At 67.8% G+C, this 20,582-nt stretch carries 13 protein-coding genes; 8 read left to right on the forward strand and 5 right to left on the reverse strand.

The window, feature by feature from the left end; genetic code table 11:
- Nucleotides 1-2 precede the first annotated feature (2 nt).
- On the reverse strand, nucleotides 3-503 hold the full coding sequence (locus AC0IXR_RS24240) for an Rrf2 family transcriptional regulator (RefSeq protein WP_056429073.1): 501 nt from the start codon (nucleotides 501-503) through the stop codon (nucleotides 3-5).
- Nucleotides 504-601: 98 nt separating this feature from the next.
- Between AC0IXR_RS24240 and hmpA the strand changes: the two genes are divergently transcribed.
- Complete coding sequence (hmpA, locus tag AC0IXR_RS24245; RefSeq protein ID WP_311276670.1) at nucleotides 602-1,843, forward strand: NO-inducible flavohemoprotein; 1,242 nt, start codon at nucleotides 602-604, stop codon at nucleotides 1,841-1,843.
- 23 nt (nucleotides 1,844-1,866) lie between these two features.
- On the opposite strand, the gene AC0IXR_RS24250 is transcribed toward hmpA, so the two are convergent.
- Nucleotides 1,867-2,541 carry a hypothetical protein gene (locus tag AC0IXR_RS24250; protein ID WP_471762489.1) on the reverse strand — a complete coding sequence of 225 codons (675 nt, stop codon included), beginning with the start codon at nucleotides 2,539-2,541 and terminating at the stop codon, nucleotides 1,867-1,869.
- Between the two features lie 149 nt (nucleotides 2,542-2,690).
- Here AC0IXR_RS24250 and ahcY point away from each other — a divergent pair, with 149 nt between their 5' ends.
- From ahcY to addB, 5 genes are all read left to right on the forward strand, one after another.
- Nucleotides 2,691-4,091 carry an adenosylhomocysteinase gene (gene ahcY / locus AC0IXR_RS24255; RefSeq protein WP_207413157.1) on the forward strand — a complete coding sequence of 467 codons (1,401 nt, stop codon included), beginning with the start codon at nucleotides 2,691-2,693 and terminating at the stop codon, nucleotides 4,089-4,091.
- Between the two features lie 314 nt (nucleotides 4,092-4,405).
- Nucleotides 4,406-6,985 (forward strand): ATP-binding protein, encoded by a 2,580-nt coding sequence (locus AC0IXR_RS24260; protein ID WP_461234343.1) that lies wholly within the window; start codon nucleotides 4,406-4,408, stop codon nucleotides 6,983-6,985.
- A 173-nt stretch (nucleotides 6,986-7,158) separates the two neighbouring features.
- Nucleotides 7,159-8,763, forward strand: a complete 1,605-nt coding sequence (gene tsaE, locus AC0IXR_RS24265) for a tRNA (adenosine(37)-N6)-threonylcarbamoyltransferase complex ATPase subunit type 1 TsaE (protein WP_311276673.1) — start codon at nucleotides 7,159-7,161, stop codon at nucleotides 8,761-8,763.
- A 165-nt stretch (nucleotides 8,764-8,928) separates the two neighbouring features.
- On the forward strand, nucleotides 8,929-9,672 hold the full coding sequence (locus AC0IXR_RS24270) for a nucleotidyltransferase family protein (protein ID WP_056429086.1): 744 nt from the start codon (nucleotides 8,929-8,931) through the stop codon (nucleotides 9,670-9,672).
- 23 nt (nucleotides 9,673-9,695) lie between these two features.
- Complete coding sequence (gene addB, locus AC0IXR_RS24275; protein WP_471762490.1) at nucleotides 9,696-12,815, forward strand: double-strand break repair protein AddB; 3,120 nt, start codon at nucleotides 9,696-9,698, stop codon at nucleotides 12,813-12,815.
- A 93-nt stretch (nucleotides 12,816-12,908) separates the two neighbouring features.
- Here the strand turns inward: addB and dmeF are convergent, their stop codons facing one another.
- The gene (gene dmeF, locus AC0IXR_RS24280; RefSeq protein ID WP_471762491.1) at nucleotides 12,909-13,922 is read right to left on the reverse strand and encodes a CDF family Co(II)/Ni(II) efflux transporter DmeF; all 1,014 of its coding nucleotides are present in this window, start codon (nucleotides 13,920-13,922) and stop codon (nucleotides 12,909-12,911) included.
- A 103-nt stretch (nucleotides 13,923-14,025) separates the two neighbouring features.
- Between dmeF and addA the strand changes: the two genes are divergently transcribed.
- A complete protein-coding gene (addA, locus tag AC0IXR_RS24285; protein WP_471762492.1) occupies nucleotides 14,026-17,496 on the forward strand; it encodes a double-strand break repair helicase AddA in 3,471 nt (1,156 codons plus the stop codon).
- Here addA and AC0IXR_RS24290 read toward each other — a convergent pair.
- Nucleotides 17,486-18,760: a PQQ-dependent sugar dehydrogenase gene (locus AC0IXR_RS24290; RefSeq protein WP_461228309.1), complete on the reverse strand. Its 1,275-nt coding sequence runs from the start codon at nucleotides 18,758-18,760 to the stop codon at nucleotides 17,486-17,488. The two genes, addA and AC0IXR_RS24290, sit on opposite strands and share 11 nt — an antisense overlap.
- Before the next feature lie 370 nt (nucleotides 18,761-19,130).
- On the opposite strand from AC0IXR_RS24290, the gene trxA reads away from it, so the two are divergent.
- Nucleotides 19,131-19,451, forward strand: coding sequence for a thioredoxin (gene trxA / locus AC0IXR_RS24295; RefSeq protein ID WP_056429100.1), 321 nt, complete (start codon nucleotides 19,131-19,133; stop codon nucleotides 19,449-19,451).
- 172 nt (nucleotides 19,452-19,623) lie between these two features.
- Here trxA and AC0IXR_RS24300 read toward each other — a convergent pair whose 3' ends face one another.
- Nucleotides 19,624-20,445, reverse strand: coding sequence for an outer membrane protein (locus AC0IXR_RS24300; protein WP_311276678.1), 822 nt, complete (start codon nucleotides 20,443-20,445; stop codon nucleotides 19,624-19,626).
- Between the last annotated feature and the right edge of the window lie 137 nt (nucleotides 20,446-20,582).

The following is a 20,582-nucleotide window of genomic DNA, read 5'->3' on the forward strand; positions in this document are numbered from 1 at the left end:
GCTCATCGACCGCGCTCAGGAGGGACCGGCGCGGTCGCTTCGATCGTCGGTGGCGCAATCACGCCCGGCGCTGGCAGGCCGAGGAGGAAGGCGAGATCGGGCGCGGCGCCCTCCGCGAGAAGATCGGCCAGCGTGTACCGGTCCAGCACCTCGAGGAAGGCGGCGAGGGCCTCGCCCAGCGCCTTCCGGAGGCGGCAGGACGGGGTGATCGCGCAGGCCCCGTTCGCGAAGCATTCGACGAGGGCCAGATCCTCTTCCGTCTGCCGCACCACGGCGCCGACCACGATCTCGGCGGGGGGACGGGCGAGCCGCAGGCCGCCGCCGCGACCGCGCGTGGTCTGGACGAGGCCGATCCGGCCGAGCTGATGCACCACCTTCGTGAGATGGCTCTCCGAGATCCCGTAGGCGCGCGCGATCTCGGCGATCGAACTCACCCGGCTCTCGTTCAGCCCAAGATAGATCAAGGTGCGCAGGGCGTAGTCGGTGTAGCGGGTGAGGCGCATTCAACCCTCCTACAGGGTTTTAAAGATACATTCCGCTTGCATCTTCTAAAACACATCGGCGATAAGGTTCATATGAAATGAACCTTTGGAGCCTGTCTTTGTCCCAGCCCCTGACGCCCGCCACCATCGCTCTCATCAAGGCCACCGTTCCGGCCCTCGAAGCCCATGGACTCACCATCACGAAGCGGATGTACGAGCGCCTGTTCCGGGACGAGGCGATGCGCGACCTGTTCAACCAGTCGCATCACGGCGAGACCGGTTCGCAGCCGAAGGCGCTGGCCCTGGCGGTGCTCGCCTATGCGCGCCACATCGACGATCTCGGCGCGCTGAGTGGCGCGGTCGAGCGGATCGCCCAGAAGCATGTCGCCCTGAACATCCTGCCGGAACATTATCCCTTCGTGGCGGATGCGCTCCTCGGTGCGATCCAGGACGTGCTCGGCGATGCGGCCACCGCCGAGATCTGCGCCGCATGGGGGGAGGCCTACTGGTTCCTGGCGCATATCCTGATCGGCCGCGAGGCGGAGATCGCGCGCGATCTCGCGCACAAGCCCGGTGGCTGGAACGGCTGGCGGGACTTCGTCGTCGAATCGGTGACAGAGGAGAGCGAGACGATCCGTTCATTCGTGCTGGCGCCGCGCGATGGCGGGCCGGTCCTGCGTCACGAGCCCGGCCAGTATCTCGGTATGCTCATCGACCTGCCCGGCCAGGGCGTGCTCAAGCGCAACTACTCGATCTCCTGTGCGCCGAACGACCGGGCCTACCGCATCACGGTCAAGCGTGAGGAGCGGCCGGGCGAACCGGCCGGGATCGTCTCCAACTGGCTGCATGCGGAGGCAAAGCCAGGCACTGCCCTGCGCTTGGCGCCTCCCGCCGGCGATTTCTTCCTCGACCGTTCGACGACCGCCCCCGTCGTCCTCGTAAGCGGCGGTGTCGGCCTCACGCCGATGCTGAGTATGCTGGAAACGCTGGTCGAAACAGGGGCCGACCGGCCGGTCTGGTACGTCCACGGCTCCATCAGCGGGCGTTTCCATGCGATGCGCGAGCATGTCCGTGGCTTGGCGGCCCGAGCGCCGAACATCGAGGTCCGGACGTTCTACGCCGTGCCGGAGGACGGAGACCGCCAGGGCATCGATTACGATGCCGACGGCCTGATCACGGCGGATTGGCTGGCACGGGAGACTCCGCTCACCGAGGCGACCTACTATCTGTGCGGCCCCAAGCCGTTCCTCGCCTCCCTCGTCCACGGTCTCGCCCGGCACGGCGTTCCGGCCGAGCGAGTGCGGTTCGAGTTCTTCGGCCCCGCCGACGAACTCGTGGAGGAGCCCCGTCAGGCAGCCTGAGATGAGGCAGGCCTCAGGGCGAATCAGGGGCTGGGCGGGGCGGCCCCGTTCCTGGCTTCCTGCAATCGGCGAACCCATTGCCAGAACGGGTCGTCGCTCGCCTTGGCGAAACTGTCCGGCGGTGTCGGCACGATCTCCGAGACCGTCCTGGGTATCGTCACGCCGTAGGTGGTCGTCAGCCAATCTCGGAAGGGCGGGTTGTCGACCTCCATCTCGTAATCCGGTTCGTCCTCCGGCTCCGCCTCGGGATGCGCGAGCCCGGTCCCCAACTCGTTGTGCCCGATGGCCAGAAGCCGCAGGAAATCGAGCGGGGTCCGTCCGAGCACGCAGAGACCATCTCCCTCTGAACCGAGATGGACGATGCGCTGATATCCGTCGTCATCGAGCCAGAAAGCCGCGTAGGAACCGTCCGCGCCGGTCCGGGCGAAGGGGATCAGGCGCGCGGCAGTGTCCGGGTTTCCGAACCAGCCCTCGGCATAGGAGCGGGCCTCAGCCTCACGCTCGACTCGGATCAGAACGACCGCGCCGCGGTAAGGCGCCTCCAGCGGCTGAAGCGTCCCGAACCTGTCGCCGGTCACACGCTGGCTTTCGTGCAGAAGGCCCCGCTCCTCGATCCAGTCGAACAGCGAGGCGATCTCCGGCGGCAGCGTGAAGCCGGCCGGCAGGCGCGCGCGCATCTCGTCGGTGAAGCGTCCCATCCGCTCTTTCCCTCCCGTCCCGCTATCCCAATCCCAAACCGACGCAGCCTGGAACACGTATAAAGACATCTTTATGTCTTGATTGCCTCGCGCCGGTTCGCCTGCTATAGGCCTCGCCATAACGACGCGAGAAACGGAGAAGCGACCCCATGGCCCAGGATTACATCGTCAAGGACATCGGTCTGGCCGATTATGGCCGCAAGGAAATTTCCATCGCCGAGACCGAGATGCCGGGCCTGATGGCGACGCGCGAGGAATACGGTCCGTCGCAGCCGCTGAAGGGCGCGAAGATCGCCGGCTCGCTGCACATGACGATCCAGACGGCCGTGCTGATCGAGACCCTGAAGGCGCTCGGCGCCGACATCCGCTGGGTCTCGTGCAACATCTACTCGACGCAGGACCATGCCGCCGCCGCCATCGCGGCCGCCGGCATCCCGGTCTTCGCCATCAAGGGCGAGACGCTCACCGAGTACTGGGATTACACCTCCAAGTTGTTCGACTGGCATGACGGCTCGATGCCGAACATGATCCTCGACGATGGCGGCGATGCTACGATGTTCGTGCATCTCGGCCTCCGCGCCGAGAACGGCGACACCGCCTTCCTCGACAAGCCCGAGTCGGAAGAGGAAGAGATCTTCTTCGCGCTCCTGAAGAAGAAGCTCGCCGAGAAGCCCAAGGGCTGGTTCGCCGGCCTCGCCGATTCGATCAAGGGCGTCTCGGAAGAGACCACCACGGGCGTGCACCGCCTCTACAATCTCGCCAAGGAGGGCAAGCTGCTCTTCCCGGCGATCAACGTGAACGACGCCGTCACCAAGTCGAAGTTCGACAACCTCTATGGCTGCCGCGAATCGCTGGTCGACGGCATCCGCCGCGGCACCGACGTGATGATGGCCGGCAAGGTCGCCATGGTCGCGGGCTTCGGCGATGTCGGCAAGGGCTCGGCCTCTTCGCTGCGCCATGCCGGCTGCCGCGTGCTGGTCTCGGAAGTCGATCCGATCTGCGCCCTCCAGGCCGCCATGGAAGGCTATGAGGTCGTGACGATGGAAGATGCCGCGCCCCGCGCCGACATCTTCGTGACGGCGACCGGCAACAAGGACATCATCACCCTCGACCACATGCGGGCGATGAAGGACCGGGCGATCGTCTGCAACATCGGCCATTTCGACAACGAGATTCAGGTCGCCGGCCTGAAGAACATGCAATGGTCGAACATCAAGCCGCAGGTGGACGAGATCACCTTCCCCGACGGCCACCGCATCATCCTCCTGTCGGAGGGTCGCCTGGTGAATCTCGGCAACGCCACGGGCCATCCGTCCTTCGTGATGTCGGCCTCGTTCACCAACCAGACGCTGGCCCAGATCGAGCTCTGGACCAACCCCGGCAAGTACGAGAAACAGGTCTACACCCTGCCGAAGGCCCTCGACGAGAAGGTCGCCATGCTCCACCTCGAGAAGATCGGCGTGAAGCTCTCGAAGCTCCGCCCCGACCAGGCCGCCTATATCGGCGTCTCCGAGAACGGCCCGTTCAAGCCCGACCATTACCGCTACTGACACCGCTTCCGGGAACCGGCGCTGCCGGGCCCTTGTGAGCGACATCGAAGAAAGCCCGGCTTAGCGCCGGGCATTTTTTTTTCCGCAGCGGCCATGGCGCACCCGCGGCACAAGTGTGTCCTTTCTGCGCCGATGGCCGGGCAACCGATCGGCGACATGGTGAAGATAAGCTTAACCCTCTTCCGGCAGGATTCCGGCTCGCGCTAGTGTGGGGTGATTCCTCATCTGGAGGTAACCCCGCGGCCGCCTTTCGGGCGTCTGGCGGGATGGGCGCAACTGCGCCTCAGCGACGGTTCGTAGGGGCGGTACGTGTCATGAGGGTCGATGAAACGGCACGCCTGAACGGGCGTGTCGGCGCTGCCGTCGTCTCTGTCGCTGCCGGTGTGGCGGCGGGCGTCATGGTGGCCGGTCACGCCATGGCGGCGTCCGGCGAGGGCACGGCCATGCCGTCGCCCACCGCCGCGACGCTCGGAGCCGGCTATGTCGGCGACCAATCCTCGTGGGTGATCGGCCTACCCTTGCACATGCACAATGCCACCGGCCTCGCGATCCTCATCGGCCTGATCATCTTCGCGACGATCCTGTCCCTGCTGCACCTGCGCGAGCGCGGACGCTGGACCCGGCGTGAGCGCGAACTCATCGCCGATCTCGACACCCTGCGCAGCTCCGAAGACCGGGCCGAGATGCTGCTCGGTGCCGAGCGGCAGGTCATCGTCACGTGGTCGGGGCGTGGCGAGCCCGTCATCGAGGGCGACCTCACCCTCGCCTTCGACGGCAACCGCGTGAAACCGGGTCCCGCCGGGCTGATCCTGGCTTTCGGAACATGGCTTCTGCCGGCGGATGCGGGTGCCATCGAAGCGTCTCTCGACGCTCTGCGCGAACGCGGCGCCGGGTTCCGCATGACCGTCCGCGCCCAATCCGGGCGGATCGTCGACGCGCACGGGCAGGCCCTGGCCGGTCGCGCTCTGCTGCGCCTGCGCGAGACCACCGAGGAGCATCGCGAACTCGCCGAATTGCGCGAAACGCTCGACGAGACCAAGCGCGGTCTCTCCGCCCTCGCGAACCTGCTCGACGCGATTCCCCAGCCGGTCTGGCGGCGCAACCGAGACGGCGGCCTTGCCTGGGTCAACACCGCTTATGTCGCCGCCGTCGAAGCCGGCAGCCGCGAGGCGGCGGTCGCCGAGGGGATCGAATTGCTCGACCGTCAGGCGCGGGATCTCATCGCACGCGGTGAAGGCGACCGCACCGCGTCCGGGGGCAGGGCGGCAAAGCGACTCTCCGCGGTGGTGGCCGGCGGGCGCCGCATCCTCGATGTCACCGAGGCGGCCATCGATTCAGGCCGCGTCGGAATCGCCGTGGATGTCTCCGAATTGGAGAGCGTCCGCGCCGACCTGCAGCGCCAGATGGACGCCAATGTCCGCACCCTCGACCAGCTTCCCACCGCCGTGGCGATGTTCGATGCGCGCCAGCGACTGATCTTCCACAACGCCGCCTATCGCCAACTCTGGAGCCTCGATCAGGCGTTCCTCGATTCCGGCCCCCTCGACGGCGAGATCCTCGACCATCTGCGGGCAGCCCGGAAGCTTCCCGAACAGGCGGATTTCAGAGCCTGGAAGGCCGACGTGCTCGCTGCCTACCGCGCCGTCGAAGCCAGTGAGACCTGGTGGCATCCGCCGGACGGACGTTCGCTGCGCGTCGTCGCCGACCCGAACCCGCAAGGTGGCCTGACCTACCTGTTCGACGACGTCTCCGAGAACGTGAAGCTCGAATCCCGCTACAACGCCCTGATGCGTGTCCAGGCCGAGACGCTGGACACGCTGAAAGAACCGGTGGCGGTGTTCGGCGCGGACGGACGCCTGACTTTCGCCAATCGCGCCTTCTCGACATTGTGGCGCCTGGATCAGGAGACCCTGGGCGAGCGTCCGCGCGTGGATGCGGTGATCGAGGTCTGCCGGAGGCTCTCGCCGGACGAGGAGCCCTGGCTCGACATCCGTGGCGCCATCACCGGCCTCGAGAGCCGGGCGGGCCTCACCTGTCGTCTGGAGATCGTGGATGGCACGGTGCTGGATTGCGCCGCACAGCCCCTGCCGGAGGGAGCGACGCTGCTCACGCTCATCGACGTCACGGCCAGCGTGAACGTGGAACGGGCACTGACCGACAAGAACGATGCCCTGGAACGGGCCTCGCAGCTCCGCGATACCTTCGTCCACCACGTCTCCTACGAGCTGCGTTCGCCGCTCACCAACATCATCGGCTTTACCCAGCTTCTCGGCGACGAGACCGTGGGCGCGCTCAACGAGCGCCAGCGCGAGTATTCCGACCACATCATGCGCTCGTCGGGTGCGTTGCTCGTGATGATCAACGACATTCTCGATCTCGCCTCCATCGATGCCGGCTCGCTCGAACTCGCCCGCGAAGTCATCGACGTCCGGGCGACCGTAGAGGCGGCCACTCGCGGCCTGGAGGATCGCCTCGCCGAATCCGCCATCAGCCTCGATCTCGACATGCCCGACGACATCGGCAGTTTCGTCGCCGACGGAAAGCGCGTGCGGCAGATTCTGTTCAACCTGCTCTCGAACGCCGTCGGTTTCTCCTCCCCCGGCCAACTGGTTCGGGTCACCGCTCGCCGGACTGAGTCGGAACTCACGCTCACCGTGCGCGACGAGGGCCGCGGGATGCCGGAAGACGTCGCCGCGCGGGTGTTCGACCGGTTCGAGAGCCGTACGCTGGGAACCCGTCATCGCGGAGTCGGCCTCGGCCTCTCCATCGTGCGCTCCTTCGTCGAGCTCCACGGCGGCCGGGTGGAGCTCGCCTCCAAGCCCGGCGGCGGCACCCGCGTGACCTGCACGTTTCCCGTGGACAATCCGGAGCCCAAGCGCGCGGCGGCTGAGTAGCCGCATCCGCGTCATCCCTCGTAAAAACGCGGCCGCGCGGATTGCGCCGCTGGCCCGGACGCGTCGCACCCCTTAGGGTACGTGACGATTTTGTTTAAGGATGCCCGCGTTAGATGAGCAGCCCGCCTTGCGTCCCGGCCATTCCATGGTCCGGCGTCGCGGCGGTCTAGCGAATGGCGCGGACGGAGGATGTGGCGGTGAGTGAGGACGGTTCGGGCGAGCCCCGGCGCGAGACCAAACCCGCCTGGGCCTTTGTCCTTCCCGACGAGGGCGCGACCGAGGATCTCGGCCGCTTCCTCGCCGAATTCCTGCAGCCGGGCGACATCGTCGCGCTGTCCGGAGGGCTCGGTGGCGGCAAGACCACCCTGGCGCGGGCGTTGATCCGCGAACTCACGGGCGATCCGGAACTCGAAGTGCCGAGCCCGACCTTCACCCTGATCCAGCCTTACGAAGCGAAGAATGGCCGGCAGATCGTCCATGCGGACCTCTATCGCTTGCGCGGTCCGGACGAGTTGGTGGAGCTCGGCTTCGACGAGATGACCGATACGGCGATCACCCTCGTGGAATGGCCCGAGCGCCTCGGTCAGCGCGATGGCCCGATCCTGACCGTGGACCTGTCGCTGCGGCCGGAATTCGGGGAAGGCTCGCGTTTGGCCCGCATCGACGGCCAGGGCGAGATGCGCGCCCGCATGAAGCGCGCCCGCGCCCTGCGCGCTTTGCTCGACCGCAGCGGTTGGGACGAGGCGGAACGCATCCTCATGCAGGGTGATGCGTCCTCCCGGCTCTATGAGCGTCTGGTGAAGCCGGACGGGACCAAGGCCGTGCTGATGATTTCCCCGGCCCGGCCCGATGGCCCGCCGGTGCGCAACGGCAAGCCCTACAGTGCCATCGTCAAGCTCGCCGAGAGCGTCCACGCCTTCGTCGGCGTCGACCGTGGCCTCCGCGCCCTCGGCTTCTCGGCGCCCCGCATCTACGGCGAGGATCTCGACGAAGGCCTGCTCATCATCGAGGATCTCGGCTCGGAACCGGTGGTGGATGCCAACGGTCCGCGCCCCGAGCGTTACGCCGAGGCGGTGCGCCTCTTGGCCAAGCTCCATGCCACCGAGCTTCCCGGGGTTCTCCCCGTCGCCGACGGCATCGACCACGTCCTGCCGCCCTACGATCTCGAAGCCCTGCTGTTCGAAACCGAACTCCTGCCGGACTGGTACTGCCCCTCGGTGCGGGGTGCCTCGCTGCCCACGCCCGCCCGCTCCGAATTCGTGGCGCTCTGGGCCGAGGTCCTGCGCGGGGTCGAGCCGGAGCGTCCGACCTGGACCCTGCGCGACTATCATTCGCCGAACCTGATCTGGCTGCCCGACCGCGAGGGGCTGGAGCGCATCGGCGTCATCGACTTCCAGGATGCCGTCCTCGGCCACCCGGCCTACGATCTCGCCTCTCTGCTACAGGACGCCCGCGTCGACGCCACGGCGGATTTCGAGCTGCGCCTGCTCGGCCTCTATGTGCGCGAGCGGCGCAACCGCGAGCCCGATTTCGACATGCAGGGTTTCGCGCGGGCCTATGCGGTGATGGCGGCGCAGCGCGCCACCAAGATCCTTGGCATCTTCGCCCGCCTCGACAAGCGGGACGGCAAGCCGGCCTATCTGGCGCATCTGCCGCGGATCGAGGGCTATCTCGCCCGCAATCTCGCCCATCCGGCGCTCACCCGCCTGCGCCTCTGGCACCAGGAGCACCTGCCGCATCTCGTGAGCGAGGCGGCTCCGGACGAAGGCGAGGCCTGACGTAGCTCCCGCCCGATAGCCGGGCTGGCGGGGCCGCGCTTTCGGGCTTGACCCGGGGAGCGAGTTCCCCACGATGCCGCCGCACCCGCTGGTGCTTCGCGATCATCGCCCCGGATGTCCCATCCGGGACGATGCCACAGCCCTCGCGCCCGAGACGCCGACGGAATGTCCGACAGCCCCGTGCCCGCCATCCATCAGGCCTTCGTCCTCGCCGCCGGCCTCGGCAAACGCATGCGTCCGATCACTGCGACGGTGCCCAAACCGCTGGTCGAAGTGGCCGGCCGCGCCCTGCTCGACCACGCGTTGGACAGGGCGGCGGAAGCCGGCATCATGGATGCGGTGGTCAACGTCCACTACCTCGCCGACCTGCTCGAAGGGCACCTGGCCCGCCGCCGCACCGCTCCGGCGATCCGGATCTCCGACGAGCGCGAGGCGCTGCTCGAGACCGGAGGCGGTGTGAAGAAGGCGCTGCCGCTACTCGGCGCCGCTCCCTTCGTCGTGCTCAATTCGGATTCGTTCTGGCTCGAAGGGCCCAAGCCCAATCTCGGCCGTCTCCTCGAAACCTGGGAGCCGGAGCGGATGGACATCCTGCTCCTCGTCGCGCCGACGGCGACGAGCCTCGGCTACGAGGGCAAGGGTGATTTCGTGATGAATGCCGGTGGCGCGCTCCAGCGTCGCGGCGAGCGCGAGGTAGCGCCCTTCATCTATGCCGGTGTCGCCATCCTCAAGCCGGAGCTCTTCGCCGACACGCCGGAAGGTTCGTTCTCCCTCAACCTGCTGTTCGACCGCGCCATCGAGAGGGAGCGGCTGTTCGGCCTGCGCCTCGACGGCCAATGGCTCCATGTCGGAACCCCGGAGGCGATCGAGGCCGCCGAGGCGCGGGTGAAGGCGAGCGCGCAGGTACAGTGACGCGAACCGATCGGACTGACGGAATGACAGAGTCCCACGTCTTCACGATCCCGCCCAGCGCCCCTTTCCTGCCGACCCTCGCCGAGGCGCTGTTGTCCGGTCAGCTCGTGGGGAATGTCTCCGGCGATCCCTTCGCGCTGGCCAGCGTCACCCTCTATCTCCCCACGCGACGCGCCACGCGGGCACTCTCCGCGATCCTGGCGGAGCGGGTCGGCAGCGCGCTACTGCCACGCCTGATCCCTTTGGGCGAGGCGGACGAGGCCGAACTCGACGTCGCCGCGAATCCCTTGCTGGAAGACGGCGCCGACCAGCTCGCCCCGGCGATGCCGCCCCTGGAGCGCCGGCTGATTCTCGCCCGCCTCGTCCAGGCCTGGGCCGAGACCATCGATCGCAAGCTTCTCCCCATGGGCGACGATGTCCCCTTCGTCGTCCCCTCCTCGCCGGCGGATGCGGTCTATCTCGCCTCGGATCTCGAAAAGCTGATGGACGCCCTCACCGTGGAGGGTGTGCCCTGGACCGAGATCGCCGGGGCGGTGGAGGCCGAGTACTCGCAATATTTCGGCCTGACCCTGGATTTCGTGCGTATCGCAGCCGAGAACTGGCCCAAGATCCTGCACGACCGCGCCTTGAGCGATCCGGTGGCCCGCTCGCGCACCCTCATCCTCGCGGAGGCGACGCGGCTGCGGCGCGACAAGCCCGCGGACCCGGTCATCATCGCTGGCTCCACAGGGTCGGTGCCGGCGACAGCCAAGCTGATCGCCGCCGTCGCCGCGCTACCTAGGGGCGCGGTGGTGCTGCCTGGGCTCGATCTCGATCTCGACGAGTCGGGCTGGAACGCCATCGAGACGGGGGAGGGGGCGGAGCGTGAGATCGCCCACGGCCATCCCCAGGCCATCCTGCATCGCCTCCTCGGCCCCGGCTGCCTCGATCTCGACCGGGGCGCGATCGCCTCTCTCGGACAAGCGACGCCACAAGGCCAAGCACGCACGGCCCTGCTGTCCCAGGCCCTGCGCCCGGCCGAGACCACCGATGCCTGGTCGGACCTCACCGCCGATGAGCGGCGCGAGACCGCCGAGACCGGCATGGCGGGCATCTCGGTGATCGAGGCGGCCGACGAGCGCGAAGAAGCCCTGGCCGCCGCCATCGCGCTGCGCGAGACGTTGGAGACGCCCGGCGCCACCGCCGCCCTCGTCACCCCCGACCGCAACCTCGCCATACGGGTGGCGGCCGAACTCGCGCGCTGGGGGATCGTCGCCGAGGATTCGGCCGGCGAGGCGCTCTCCGTCAGCCCGGCCGGGCGTCTGGCGCGCATGGCGGCCGAGATGGTGGCGGATTTGAAGCCGCATCGAGTGATCTCACTCCTGGCCCATCCGCTGGTCCACCTGTCGATGACGCGGGACGAGGTCCGGCGCGGCGCGGCCGCCCTCGAGATCGGAGCCCTGCGAGGGCCGGCACCGGCTCCGGGATTCGACGGCTTGCGTCGTGTGCTCGCCGACCGGCGAAAGGCGACGGGACGCATCCCCCGCGCCCAGCGCCGCCTCACCGACATCGATTGGGACCTGGCGGCCCGGATCGTCGACGGCCTCGAACAGGCGTTCGATGGATTCCTTCGCTCAGAGGAGGAGGGGAGCGCCGATCTGGTGGCCCTGGGGCGCAGCCATGCGGCGGTGTTCGAACGCCTGATCGCCCGGCCCGAGGGCGAGGACCCCGTGGAGGACAACTCGCTCTGTGTCCTCGATACCCTGTTCGACGACCTGTCCACCTCGGAGCCCGGCCTCCTGCCGGGAATGCCCCTCGACTATCCGGCTTTCTTCACGGCGTTGGCGCGCGAGCGGGTGGTGGCCTGTGGCGGAGAGCGCCCCCATCCGCGCCTGCGCATCCTCGGCCTCCTCGAAGCCCGGCTGCTCGATGCCGACCGCATCGTTCTCGGCGGGCTCGACGAAGGCGTCTGGCCGATGAAGACGGTCACCGATGCGTTCCTCAACCGGCCCATGCGCGAGCGCATCGGCCTCAATCCGCCCGAGCGGCGGATCGGGCAGACCGCCCATGATTTCGTGCAGGCGCTCGGCTGCCACGATGCCGTCATCACCCGCTCGGCCAAGCGCGAAGGGGCGCCGACGGTGCCGTCGCGCTTCATCCAACGGCTTCAGGCCTTCGCCGGCGAGGCCTGCTGGGACCGTGCCCGCGAGAATGGCCGGCGCTTCCTCGGCTATGCCGGAGCGCTCGACCGCGGGGAGGGGCCAGTCCCCCCGCGCCTGACCCAGCCGAAGCCGAAGCCCGACCCGGCCCTGTTCCCCCGGAGCCTCAGCGTCACCGAGGTCGAGACGCTGGTGCGCGACCCCTACATCATCTTCGCCCGGCACGTGCTCGGGCTCGATCCGCTGGAACCCGTTGCCGGCCGCCCCGGCGCCAGCGAGCGCGGAACGCTGATCCACGCGGTCCTCGGCGATTTCGCGCAGACCTATCCCGACATCCTGCCGGAGGACGCGGCCGAGCGTCTGCACGCCCTCGCCGATGACGAATTCGCCGAGATTCGGCAGGACTTCCCGGAACTCTACGCCGAATGGTGGCCGCGCTACGAGCGCCTCGCCGCCGAGTTCCTGGACTGGGAGACCGAGCGCCGTCCGGCCCTGGACCGGGTGCGGGCCGAAATGTTCGGCCGTTGGGCGCTCCCCATGGGCAAGGACACGTTCACGCTTCGCGGGCGGGCCGACCGGATCGAGCAGCGTCGCGACGGAACCGCCTGTATCGTCGATTTCAAGACCGGACAGCCGCCGAGCAACAAAGAGGTCTTCGCCGGTTTCTCACCCCAGCTCACCCTGGAAGCGGCGATGCTGAAGGCCGGCGCGTTCGACGGCGTGACGCGGACTCGTGAGACGCCGGATCTGCTCTATGTCCATGCCACTGGCGGCCGGAAGCCGTTCGAGCCGCTCGCCGTCAAGCCGCCGCGCGGCGACCCGCGCACCCTGGACGCCATCGTCGAGGAGCATGAGCGGCGGTTTCGCGGTCTCGTCGCCCGCTTCATGGCGGGGGAGGCGGCCTATGTCTCACGGCCCTACCCGAAATATGCCAGGTCCTACGGCGATTACGACCACCTCGCCCGCGTGCTGGAATGGTCGCTGGCCGGGGAAGGCGAGGGGTGAGGACGTCCTTCCTTCCCGAGAATGCGGACCCGAGACGATCGAGGGTGCTTTGATGTCCTGCCCGAGGAAATCCGCGAATCGCGGGAAGTGAGCCTAAGCGCGAATCTGTTCCGCCCCATGGTTCGGGCAGAGATTCGCCTCCACGGTGATGTGCGAGAGGCCTTCCAGATCGGCGAGCTTCGCCTTGTACGCCGCCGGTGCCTGCGGGTGGTCGGACACCAGCGAGACGATCAGCCCGGTATGGCCAGGGCCGAGGCGCCAGAGGTGGAGGTCGGTGATCGTGTCGCCGTTCGTTTCCAGCCGCGTCCGCACGGAGTGGGCGAGATTCCGGTCCGGCACCGCATCGAGCAATGTCGCGCCGGCGGAGCGGATCAGGCTCCAGGACCATGCGACGATCACCGCCGCGCCGACCAGGCCCATGGCCGGATCGAGCCAGGCGATGCCGAGATAGCGACCCGCCAGCAGGGCGGCGATGGCCAGCACCGATGTCAGCGCATCGGCCAGGACGTGGACATAGGCCGCGCGTAAATTGGTGTCCCCGTGATCGGCATGGCCGTGCCCCTCGTGATGGGCGTGCCCCTCGTGATGGCCGTGCCCCTCGTGATGGGCGTGGCCGTGATCGTGATCGTGGTGATGTCCGTGGTCGTGCCCGTCGCCGTGAAGCAGCCAGGCGCTTGCGAGGTTCACGAGGAGGCCGAGGATCGCGATCGGCAGGGCTTCGCCGAAGGCGATGGCCTGAGGATTGCCGAGGCGAGTGAGACTCTCGTAGCCGATGGCCAGCGCGATCATGGCGAGGATGATGGCACTGGCGAAGGCGGACAAATCCCCGAGCTTGGCGGTGCCGAAGGCGAAGCGCGGGTCGTCGGCATGAAGACGGGCGAAGCGATAGGCCAGGGCGGCGATACCGAGCGCCGCCGCGTGGGTGGACATGTGCCAGCCGTCGGCGGTGAGGGCCATCGAGCCGAAGATCGTCCCGCCCACGATCTCGGCGACCATCATCGCCAGGGTGAGGCCGACGACGAGGACGGTCCGGCGCTCGTTGCGCGCATGCGATGTCCCGAGGAAATCGTGGCGGTGCCGCCAAGTCTCGATGCTGTGGCTGTGCATGAACGGGGTGCCCTGAAAGAATCGTCCCGCCGAACATAGGGTGCTTTGGCGGGGCGATCATCCTTCTCTATGGAGAGAGGGAGCCAAGCCCGGAGCAGACAGGTTGCCCTTCGTCGTCGACGATCTCACCAAGGCGAGCCAGCGCCGCGCCGCCGATCCCCTGGCCTCGGCCTGGGTCTCCGCCAATGCGGGGGCGGGAAAGACCAAGGTTCTCACCGACCGCGTCGTGAGACTCCTGCTGAACGGCGCGCCGCCGGCACGCATCCTGTGTCTCACCTTCACCAAGGCCGCCGCCGCGAACATGTCGATCCGGGTGTTCCGCACCCTCGGGCGTTGGGTCACCCTCGACGATGCCGCGCTGACGGCCGAACTCACCGAACTGACCGGCAAACCGCCCGCCCGCCGCCTGCTGAAAGTGGCGCGGCGCCTGTTCGCCCGTGCCGTCGAAACGCCGGGCGGCCTCAAGATCGAGACGCTGCACGCCCTGTGCGAGCGTCTGCTGCACATGTTCCCGTTCGAGGCCAACGTCCCCGCCCGTTTCCAGGTGCTGGACGAGAACCAGGCCTCCGACATGTTCGCCGCCGAGACCGACAGGGTGCTCGCCCTGGCGATGACGGCGAGGAACCCCGAACTCCGTGCGGCCTGGGACCGCGTCGGGCCGGAGGCCACGGGCGACACCCTCCGCTCGGTCCTGCGCGCGGCGATGCGGGCGCGGTCCCTGTTCGACGGATCCGACGGGCTCGCCGCGCCGGTCGCGGCCTTGTCCGAGGCCCTGGGCCTGCGCGCCGCCGACACCGCGGAAGCGATCCTGGAACGGATGCTCACCGGTGGGCTCGACCAGTGGAGCGAGCTCGCGCAGCGCTTGCGCACGGGAAAATCCACCGATGAGGGGCTGGCCGACAAGCTCGTGGCCGCCGAGACGGCGAAGGACCCGATCGAGAAGCTCGATCTCTACCGTTCGGTCTTCTTCACCGAGAAGGGGACGCCCAAAGCCGACAAGAGCCTCGGCACCAAGGATGTCCCCGCCGAGGTCAAGGAGGCCCTTCTCGCCGAGCGGGACAGGCTCGACCCGCTCTTCGATACGCTGCGCGCGGCGCGGGCGCTGGAGCGGACACAGGCCCTGTTCGTCCTGGCCTCGGAGATCCACCGCAGGGTGGAGAGCCAGAAGGCGCGGCTCGGCGCCCTCGATTTCGACGACCTCATCCACAAGGCCCTCGATCTGCTCTCGCGGGTCGATGCGACCTGGGTCCTGTACAAGCTCGATCGCGGCATCGACCACGTCCTCGTGGACGAGGCGCAGGACACCAATCCGCGCCAATGGGATATCCTGCGCCGCATCACCGCCGATTTCGCCAGCGGCGAGGGCGCCCGCGAGGTTCTTCGCACCCGTTTCGCGGTGGGTGACCCCAAGCAATCAATCTACAGTTTCCAGGGCGCCGAACCACGCGAATTCTCGACCGTGCATCGTGAATGGCGCACGGCCTCCGAGCAGGCCGGTCTGCCCTTCGAGGACGTGACGCTGAACCTGTCGTTCCGCTCGACGAAAGGCATTCTCCGCGCGGTGGACGCCACCTTCGCCGTTCCCGAGCATTACCAGGGCCTGTCCTTCGACGATGCCGCCGTGGGCACCACGCATGAGACGGCCCGGCGGGAGGCGCCGGGGGTGGTGGAGATCTGGCCCGTCGAAGTGCCCGCCGAGGAAGAGGAGCCCGATGCCTGGGCGGCACCGGTGGACGCGACAGAGGCCAACGCGCCGTCCATCGTCACCGCCCGCCGGGTGGCGCGGGCGGTGAAGGCCTGGACCACGACCGGGGACGAGGGCGGCCGCGTCTGGCGCCCCGGGGACGTGCTCGTCCTGGTGCGGAAGCGCTCGGCGGCGTTCGAGGAGGTGATCCGCGCCCTGAAGCTCTGCGGTGTGCCCGTGGCGGGCCAGGACCGCCTGGACATCACCGCCCATATCGCGGTGAACGACCTCGTCTCCATCGGCCGGGCGGGGTTGCTGCCGGCCGACGATCTCACCCTGGCCGGCGCCCTGAAGACGCCGCTGGTCGGGCTCGACGACGACGACCTCGTTCGCATCGCCGCCGGCCGCGGGGAGGCGGAGACGCTCGAGGATGCCCTGGCCCGCCACGCCGAAGCGGGCGATCCGGCCGCGAGACGCGGGCATGCAGCCCTCACATTGTGGATCGACCTGGCGGCCCGGCACGGGCCGTTCGGGTTCTACGCGAGCCTGCTCGGGCCGCATGAAGGACGGATGCGGCTGGTATCCCGCCTCGGTGGCGAGGCAGGGGACGCCATCGACGTGTTCCTGATGAAGGCGGCCGAGGCCGAGCAGGCATCCGAGGCTCCGTCCCTCGATTGCTTCCTCACCCGTTACGACATCACTCCGGGGCGCGGCGTCAACGGCCTCACCGTCAAGCGCGACCTCGAATCCGGCCGCAACGAGGTCCGGGTGATGACGATCCACGGCGCCAAGGGGCTCGAAGCACCCGTCGTGGTGATGATCGACGGATGCGAGCCGCTCGGGCGCAACGATCCGCAACTCCTCGCCATGCCGGGCGTGCGCGGCCAAGCCCTGCCGCCGGTCTGGGCCGGGTCGAAGTCGCAGGATACGCAGGCCGTCGCCGCCGCCCGTGCGGAGCATCAGGCCCGTGCCCGCGAGGAGCACAACCGTCTCCTCTATGTGGCCCTGACCCGCGCCGCGGACCGCCTCACCATCGCGCCCTATCGCGGCCACGAGGAGCAGGGCGAGAATGCCTGGTGCGAGATGGTGCGGAAGGGGTTGGAACAGGTCCTGGGGGCAGGCGAATCCATCGAGACGGCTTATGGGCCCGCGCTCCTGTGGCGCGAGGGCACAGCGGAACCCGTCGCCGCCCGGTCTTCCGCAAACGACGAGGCGATCTCGTCGATTCCCCCATGGTTGCGGCAAGTGGCGCGCAGCGAGGTCGAGGTCGCGCCGCCGCTCAATCCCTCCGGGGCACTCGGAGCCGCGGATGGGCAGCGCACGCTGCCGCGTCGGCAGGCGAACCCGCATGCCCGCCGCCGCGGTATCCTCATTCACTCGCTGATCGAACACCTTCCCCGCCTCGAGCGGCATCAGCGAGCGAGCGCTGCCTCCGCCTTCGTCAAGGCACGGGCGCCGTCCCTTTCGGTGGCGGAACAGGAAAGGTTGGTGAGGGACGTCCTGCGACTGGTGGAGGATCCTGCCCTGGAGGCACTCTTCGCCAGCGATGCGAGGGCTGAAGTCGCGGTCTCGGGACGCGTCAGCGTCGGCGGCGAAGAGCGGGCGGTCTTCGGACGGATCGACCGCCTGAGCATCCGCCCCGACAGGATCGTGCTCGCGGATTTCAAGACGAGCCGGCCACCGCCTGATCGCGCCCCGGTTCCGGGCGACGAGGCGGCGCAGGTCGCGCTCTATGTGGCACTCCTACGGGACATCTATCCGGGACGTCCCGTCGAGGCGCTGCTGGTCTGGACCTCGGGGCCGGTCATCCGCCATCTCGGCGAGCCCACCATTTCGGCGGCGCTCGCCTCGCTGTCGAATCGTCCGGCTCAGCCCGGCATCAAGGCGTGAGCTTGAGGATCTGTCCGTCCGGGCCGTCCGTCACGGCATAGACCGACCCATCGCTGGCGACCTTCACGTCGCGGATGCGGTGATCGAGGGGGATGCGCTCCTCGGTCACCACCTTGTCGCCGTCGAGCTTCAAGGCGACGATGCCGCCGCTCACCAAGCCGCCGACGAGGAAGGCATCCTTCCAGGCCGGGAACAGGGTGCCGTTATAGAGCGCCATGCCGGACGGGCCGATGACCGGATCCCAGTAATAGACCGGCTGGACCGTACCGCCCGCCTGGGTCTTACCTTCGCCGATCTTCTCGCCGCTATACTCGATGCCGTAGGTCACTTCCGGCCAGCCGTAATTCAATCCGGGCCGGGGACGATTGAGCTCGTCGCCGCCGCGCGGCCCGTGTTCGACGGTCCAGAGGCGTCCCTGCCCATCCAGGGCCGCGGACTGCACGTTACGGTGCCCGTAGGACCAGATTTCGGGCTTGGCCTTCTCACCACCCGTGAACGGGTTGTCCTTCGGCGCATTGCCGTCGGTGTCGATGCGGAAGACCTTGCCGAGGCCGCTGGTGAGGTCCTGGGCCTGGACGCGCGGTCCCTTGTCCGAGCGCTCGCCGACGGTGACGAACAGCTTGCCGTCCGGCGCGAAGACGAGGCGGGAGCCGAAATGCTTGTCGCCCTCATAGGACGGCGTCTGGCGGAAGATGACCTTCATCTCATCGAGACGGCCGCCATCTTTCTCCTCGATCAGCTTGGCGCGGGCCACCGTCGTTCCGTTGCCCTTATCGCGCGGCTCGGAATAGCTGAAATAGATGAGACGGTCGGAGACGAAGCTCGGGCTCAGCGCCACGTCGAGGAGGCCGCCCTGGCCTCGCGCGTCCACCTTCGGAACGCCGGCGATGGGCTGGCCGAGCGTGCCGTCCTTGGCGACGATGCGCAGCTTGCCGGCTTTCTCCGTGACCAGCATGCGGCCATCCGGCAGGAACTCCATGGCCCAGGCGCTGTCGAGGCCCTTGGCGACGACGGCGCTCTGCACCTTGGTGGCCTCGAGGGGCTTCGGCGCACGGGTCTGGTTGGGAAGCAGGGGCTTGTAGGTGGTGTTGGCGGGTTCCGTTTCGGCGGGCTCTCCCCCCTTGGCCTCGTGCTGGGGCGCCGCGAAGGACTCGCCTCCGATCCTCGGCTGAGGCGTTCCGGAATTGCCATCCTGGGCGAACGCACCGGTACCGAGGCTCAGGGCGGCGAAGGAGGCAAGCAAGGTCGGAGAGATGCGCGTCACGTGGTGATATCCTCCATGGCCGGCTTTCAGGAAACCAGCTCTTGGCCTGTTGCGAAGCTCGATCGCCGGACGGCGGTCGAACTCATCTCGCACCGGCTTCATAGGGGCGTGCGTGATGGAACGCTCGCCTCAAGGATCGCCGATCACAGGGGGAGATGGGGCGAGGCGATGGCTTTGGCGAGGGGCAACGTGATTCATGCGCCCCACATCCCGCCGGGTCGAACATCGGTGGATGATGCATGCGGGAATCGGACGGCTGTACCGCCTTGGGCATCTTACGCCTTGACCGTCCCGGTTCACGTCGCCAACTCTCGTTCTCAAGCTGGCGCAGGCAAGGTCGCGCCGCCCGTGAAATGTGAAAGGGATCGTGATGGCGACGGTAAAAGTGACCGACGCGAGCTTCGAGCAGGACGTTCTCAAGTCCGTCGAGCCCGTGGTCGTGGATTTCTGGGCGGAATGGTGCGGCCCCTGCCGTCAGATCGGCCCGGCTCTCGAAGAAATCTCCGCTGACATGCAAGGCCGGGTGAAGATCGCCAAGGTCAATGTCGACGAGAATCCCGGCATTGCCGCCAAATATGGCATCCGCTCGATTCCCACCCTTCTCATCTTCAAGGGCGGTGAGCTCGCGAGCCAGAAGGTCGGCGCGGCTCCAAAGGGCGATCTGTCCCGTTGGATCCAGGCCAGCGCCTGAGCGCACTCGCTAAGCTTTCGAGGACAAAGCCCGGCCGTTCATGGCCGGGCTTTTTTTATGTCCGGTGGAGCGCACCGGCCGGTGCTTGCCGTGGTTCGGAAACGAAAAAACCCGGCCATAAAGGCCGGGCTTCTCCGTTTCGAGACCTGTGTCGACGTTGCGACGTATCGGCTTAGTACGAGCCGAACTTGTAGTTCAGACCGGCGCGGACGACAGCGAACTCGGTCTCGCGAGCCGAGGGGCTGAGCGTGAGCACGTCCGTGGCAGGGTTGTAGACGGAGCGGGCGCCGCGGCCATCCTGCTCGAGGTTCACGTAGAGGCCTTCGACCTTCAGCGTCACGGCCGAAGAGCGGAAGAAGTTCAGGAACGAGTCGGTGGGGAGAGCGTACTCGATACCACCACCAGCGGTGTAGCCGGTGCGGAAGTCGTCGCCACCAGCGCCGCCGTCGCCGTAGGCGAAGCCGCCGGTGCCGTAGAACAGGACGCGGTCGAAGGCGTAACCGACGCGGCCGCGAACGGTACCGAAGAAGTTCATCTCGCTACCGGGGGTCCGGACAGCGGAGCCACCAGCAACACCCGGGGTGCCGGTGAAGCTTACAGCCGTACCGGGGAACAGACGCGAACGGTTGCTGAAATCGGTGTACTGAGCGTCAGCTTCGAGACCGACGACCAGGCCCGAGCCCGGGGTGAACTGGTAGTTGTAGCCGACCTGACCACCGCCAACGAAACCTTCGCTGTTGTTGCCGTTGCCGACCGACAGAACACCATTGGTGGTGCCCGAGTTCAGCACGGAGCCGGCCGGGAGGTTGTAGCGGTTGCTGTCGCTACCGGCGTCGAAGCCGTAACCGGCGTTGATACCGAAGTAGAAGCCGGTCCAGGTGAACACCGGCACCGGCACGAAGACCGGCGGTGCAGCGCGACGCGGAAGGTCGGCGGCGGTGGCCGCAGCCGTGAGGGCCGTGAAGGCCGCGAAAGAGGTAAGAAGCTTTTTCATCGTTGATCCCCAGCGAGTTGCCCGATCCACAATCAAACTAGTCGATTTTGGGCAGCTGAGATGTAGCGCAGGAGCCACACCCAATGCCCGATGCCACAAGTGTGGCTGCTTCGGTGAAAAGCGGGGATCGTTTCGGG

The sequence above is a fragment of the Methylobacterium sp. AC832 genome (assembly GCF_979256025.1).

Bases quoted from the DNA above. Each gene is read 5' to 3' on its own strand.
- AC0IXR_RS24240 (WP_056429073.1), bottom strand. From the start codon at position 503: ATGCGCCTCACCCGCTACACCGACTACGCCCTGCGCACCTTGATCTAT.
- AC0IXR_RS24250 (WP_471762489.1), bottom strand. From the start codon at position 2,541: ATGGGACGCTTCACCGACGAGATGCGCGCGCGCCTGCCGGCCGGCTTC.
- ahcY (WP_207413157.1), top strand. From the start codon at position 2,691: ATGGCCCAGGATTACATCGTCAAGGACATCGGTCTGGCCGATTATGGC.
- AC0IXR_RS24260 (WP_461234343.1), top strand. From the start codon at position 4,406: ATGAGGGTCGATGAAACGGCACGCCTGAACGGGCGTGTCGGCGCTGCC.
- tsaE (WP_311276673.1), top strand. From the start codon at position 7,159: ATGGCGCGGACGGAGGATGTGGCGGTGAGTGAGGACGGTTCGGGCGAG.
- AC0IXR_RS24270 (WP_056429086.1), top strand. From the start codon at position 8,929: ATGTCCGACAGCCCCGTGCCCGCCATCCATCAGGCCTTCGTCCTCGCC.
- addB (WP_471762490.1), top strand. From the start codon at position 9,696: ATGACAGAGTCCCACGTCTTCACGATCCCGCCCAGCGCCCCTTTCCTG.
- dmeF (WP_471762491.1), bottom strand. From the start codon at position 13,922: ATGCACAGCCACAGCATCGAGACTTGGCGGCACCGCCACGATTTCCTC.
- trxA (WP_056429100.1), top strand. From the start codon at position 19,131: ATGGCGACGGTAAAAGTGACCGACGCGAGCTTCGAGCAGGACGTTCTC.
- AC0IXR_RS24300 (WP_311276678.1), bottom strand. From the start codon at position 20,445: ATGAAAAAGCTTCTTACCTCTTTCGCGGCCTTCACGGCCCTCACGGCT.